Source organism: Deltaproteobacteria bacterium (assembly GCA_016210005.1).
In the GTDB taxonomy this organism is placed as follows: domain Bacteria; phylum Desulfobacterota; class Binatia; order HRBIN30; family JACQVA1; genus JACQVA1.
On the sequence record JACQVA010000051.1, the window covers coordinates 1 to 3,886 of the forward strand.

Sequence of the window (3,886 nt, forward strand, 5' to 3'; positions counted from 1 at the left end):
CCCCGACCCGCCGCGCTGACCGGTGGCGGCGCAGCCGGTTCCCACCCCGCTGATCCGTCGCTCCGTCTCGGTGGCCCGGTCGCAACCGATCGCCCCGGGAAAATCGAGCTATGCATGCTCACCGGAAGGACACGCACCTGATCGAGCAGCTTGGCGTCGAGGTGCGGATGGTGCACGGCGATGATCTGGCGCATCAGCGGCACGTCGGGGAACTCGATGTAGTAGAAGATGCACCGGCGGAGGAAGGCGTCGGGGAGTTCTTTTTCGTTGTTCGAGGTGATCATCACCACCGGGCGGTGCTTAGCGACGATCTCCTCGCTGGTCTCGGTGATCGAGAACCGCATCTCGTCGAGCTCGCGCAGCAGGTCGTTGGGAAATCCGAGATCGGCCTTGTCGATCTCCGAGAAACGACTCAAGCGTTCGTCCCACCGAGGGCGTCGCTGAATCTCGTCGGCCGATCTCCGCGGATGTCCGACTTGGAGATTCCACGCGAGTACCGCGGCTGGTGGCGGATAACCTCTACTTCCCAGTGGATCGACGATGGCCTCGGCGACCTGGGAACGGCAGTAATTTCACTGACCGGGTACGGCGACCGGCTGAGGATGCACACGCTACTCGCGTACGTGAACTGCCGGCCGACGAAAAACGGTATCTCGTTCACGTGGCAAGGAGCGTGGGAGTGGGATCCCATGTCTGGGACCGGGAGCGTGAGGCTCCGCAAAGAGGCGAGGCATGTCCCGCCGCCACATTGCGGGACCGCCTCCACGCCCTTGAGGGCGCGTTTGCTTGCTGCTTGCTTGCCGAAATAGTTCCCACCACCGCGAGGATAAGGTATCAATCGGGCGATGGGCGCCAAGAAGTGACTGATCCGGTAGACATCTTGTGCCTCGCGCAGAAAGGAATCGAACCGTTGGAGGACGCAACCATCATCTTCGCACCGAAGAGGAGTGCCGACTCATGAAAAACTGGGTGACGCAGGCGGAAATGGAGGAGAAGGCGCAGCGGAAGCTGGACAAAGCACTGCGCGAGCTGTGCGCGAAGCGCGAGCGAACAGCGGCCGATGAGCACGAGATCACGGAGTGTCTTGCCGAGGCGGCTCAATTTGGAATGGATGTGAACGTGTACGCCAAGTTGCTGGCCGGTCACAAAACCGCTGCTTGACCCGATTTCTCGTCGACCATCGCTGCCCCGCGGCTCGCTGGCCCTACCCAGCCCTGGTCACTGCATTACCGGAGAACCACCAGCGTGGCGAACAACGGCCGTAACGCCCCGTGTCCTTGCGGGAGCGGCAAGAAGTACAAGAAGTGCTGCCTGGAGAAGGACGAGAACACCGCGCGCATCGCTCGCCAGGAAATCGCCGAGGTTATGGCCAGCCGGCAAACACCGCTGGATGATGACCCCTGGACGCTACACGGCTACCCCTATGTGCTGGCCAAGATCTTCGAAGGGTCCGAGGAGTTCGCAGAGATCCGCCGCACCGACCCTCAGAAGGCCAGTTGCTTCTGGATGCCGGGGCGCATGGCTGCGCTCGACACCGAGGGAATCGTTGCAGGGCTCAGCCGGTTCGGGGTTGACGGCCGGCCTGAAAGCGTCCGCGCGCTTGCCGGCGATCGAACCTCTGCGTGGTCGATTGCCCGTGTCTGGTATGCGGAGATCGAGGCCCGTAATGTCCACCTCTCCCGCTATGATGAGGACTTCGTCGGCCTTGCGGCTTGCGAGCTGTGGAAGCGCTATCTCCCCGAGTGCCCCTCCTTCGAGATGCTCGACGACTGGATGCAAGAGGGCTATCGGTTGGCCGATGCTCACCTGCACGCGGCCGCCTGCGACCGCTGGCAGCAGATCTGGGAAGTCATCGAACCTAGACTACGGCCCGAGATGCGTAGCTGCAATGATGCGGCGGTGGTCTTTGATGGCACCCAGTGTCTGTTCAACTGGCTGCAGGTTGCCATGGAGCTGCTGAATGCTTCTCGGCACGAGCCTGCGTACGCGCAGACGGGTGTGCAACTTTGCGAGCGGGTGTTGTCGCAGTTTGTCGGCGAGAACGACGATTTTCGAGACAACTTTCAAGCAGACCTTGGAGATCTTCTATTTCTCGCCGGCCGCTGGGCCGACGGCGAGCGTGTTCTAACGGACATCATCGACCGGGATCCGGACCACGCCCTCGGCTACGTCCGCCTCGCTGACGTCCTCGGTTGCGGTGTGCGCCCGGACGACGGGCCCATCGACCGCGACCGAGCGGTGGCGCTGCTCGAGCGCGCCCTCAGCCGACCCGTGCACGACGCTGAGACCTTTGACATCGAGGCACGGCTCGCAGATATGCGCCAGCTCTCAGGAGACCCCAAATAGTGCTGCGCCACGCAAAGCCCCGCCCCCGTCTCGCCATACAGGGGGGCGACATGAAGACCGCCACGTCCAACCTTCGCCGCGAGTTCAAGCGACTCTTCCGGAGCATGGACTTCGTGTCGCGGCACCCTGCACTCTCCCGGCGGGGTCGGCCAGCGGAGCATTTCACGGAGCTTTACCAGCAACTCGGGATGCTCTGGGAGTTCCTCGCTTTGCAATGCCGGCACGCGGAAGGATGGCGCAAGACGCGCGAGGGCACCTCCGTGTGCAGGACCTGTGGGACTGTCCGAAATGCCGGTGAGGATTGGGTGTTGTTACCGCGCCGTGGCAGGAAGATCGTCGGCCGCAAGCTCTCTCCGAATTCCCGCGAGACATTCCCCAACAAGAAGGCGGCGTCGATCGTCGATGATACGATCGAGTTCCATGGCGTGAAGGTGGTAGTAGGCGTCCACAACGCGTATCGCTCGCGCCTAATACGGCGCGAGAAGACGATCACCATCGCGGCGGATCGCATCGTGCGCGTCAATGAGGATGGCATCGAGTGCTGGCTCGATACCCACCTCGCAGAGATCAAGATCCGAAAGCGAGAGCGCGCGGACCTTCCACCTTACCACGCTTTCGTCTTCGAACTGCCGAAGCGAGCCCTCAAGCGATTCCCACTACTGGTCGCGTACGACGCTCACGGCAAACTCGTCGGCGTGACAATCTTCAGACCCGCGCCGGGGGCAGATCGGAAGGCAACGGCGCAAAATCGCGCGAAAAGGTAATCCGCCGCCAGCGACCGATCGACCGACCCGAGCCTGGAACCTGTTTCGAGGCACCGCGACCCCGCACGCGATCTAGTGGTCGCCTCAACGCAGCCGCATCCCTGCGTTGCCGCCAGTACCAAGCGCTTCCCAGGGCCACCTTCGCGGCTACATCTGGAGCGTAAAACGCACGACCACCCTCTGGAAGACTCGACCGCGGGCGTTCTTCAATGCCCGATTGCGGAGCAGTTTGGCGTCGTCGGCCTCCTGCACGAACGCCCGCGAGAGGTGTGCCTCTGCTGAAACTCCTGCTTGATGACGCGGGTTTATAGGGCCCCACCACATTCGAAAGACCAGTGGCCGTCACTGGTTGTATCTTGGCCCGAGATCTTGCCAGCTCTTTGGATAGCGCCCGCTCTGGCTGTCGTACTTGAGCAATGCGTCGACATCCTGTTCCTTCTTGAGCAGCGCGCCAACGAAGGGGATGTGTGCCTCGACTTTTTCGATGCTGATGCCGGAGCGGAGTAGGGCGCTGATCCAGTCGATCAGCTCGGAGGTTGACGGCTTCTTGCGCAGCTCGTTCTGCTGGCGCAGCCAGTAGAACTTGATCAGCACCTGATCGAGGAGTTTGGCGTCGAGGTGGGGGTGGTGGACGTCGATGATCTTGCGCATCAGCGGCACGTCGGGAAACTCAATGTAATAGAAGATGCAGCGGCGCAGGAAGGCGTCGGGCAGCTCCTTCTCGTTGTTCGAGGTGATCATCACCACCGGGCGGTGCTGGGCGCTGACTTCCTCGC

At 62.3% G+C, this 3,886-nt stretch carries 4 protein-coding genes and 2 pseudogenes; 4 read left to right on the forward strand and 2 right to left on the reverse strand.

Annotation, left to right across the window (positions count from 1 at the left end; genetic code table 11):
* Window positions 1-155: 155 nt before the first annotated feature.
* A pseudogene (locus HY699_05735) lies at window positions 156-401 on the reverse strand (MoxR family ATPase).
* Window positions 402-957: 556 nt separating this feature from the next.
* On the opposite strand from HY699_05735, the gene HY699_05740 reads away from it, so the two are divergent.
* From HY699_05740 to HY699_05755, 4 genes and pseudogenes are all read left to right on the forward strand, one after another.
* On the forward strand, window positions 958-1,161 hold the full coding sequence (locus HY699_05740) for a hypothetical protein (protein ID MBI4515302.1): 204 nt from the start codon (window positions 958-960) through the stop codon (window positions 1,159-1,161).
* Between the two features lie 84 nt (window positions 1,162-1,245).
* Window positions 1,246-1,329: pseudogene (locus HY699_05745) on the forward strand (SEC-C domain-containing protein).
* A gap of 36 nt (window positions 1,330-1,365) precedes the next feature.
* Entirely contained in the window at window positions 1,366-2,346 is a 981-nt protein-coding gene (locus HY699_05750; GenBank protein ID MBI4515303.1) for a hypothetical protein, read from the forward strand.
* A 50-nt stretch (window positions 2,347-2,396) separates the two neighbouring features.
* The gene (locus tag HY699_05755) at window positions 2,397-3,110 is read left to right on the forward strand and encodes a hypothetical protein (protein ID MBI4515304.1); all 714 of its coding nucleotides are present in this window, start codon (window positions 2,397-2,399) and stop codon (window positions 3,108-3,110) included.
* A 342-nt stretch (window positions 3,111-3,452) separates the two neighbouring features.
* Here HY699_05755 and HY699_05760 read toward each other — a convergent pair.
* A partial coding sequence (locus tag HY699_05760) for a MoxR family ATPase (protein ID MBI4515305.1) occupies window positions 3,453-3,886 on the reverse strand: 434 nt, incomplete at its 5' end.

What these genes read in the sequence shown, in the direction of transcription:
- HY699_05740 (MBI4515302.1), top strand. Translation starts at nt 958, where the DNA reads ATGAAAAACTGGGTGACGCAGGCGGAAATGGAGGAGAAGGCGCAGCGG.
- HY699_05750 (MBI4515303.1), top strand. Translation starts at nt 1,366, where the DNA reads ATGGCCAGCCGGCAAACACCGCTGGATGATGACCCCTGGACGCTACAC.
- HY699_05755 (MBI4515304.1), top strand. Translation starts at nt 2,397, where the DNA reads ATGAAGACCGCCACGTCCAACCTTCGCCGCGAGTTCAAGCGACTCTTC.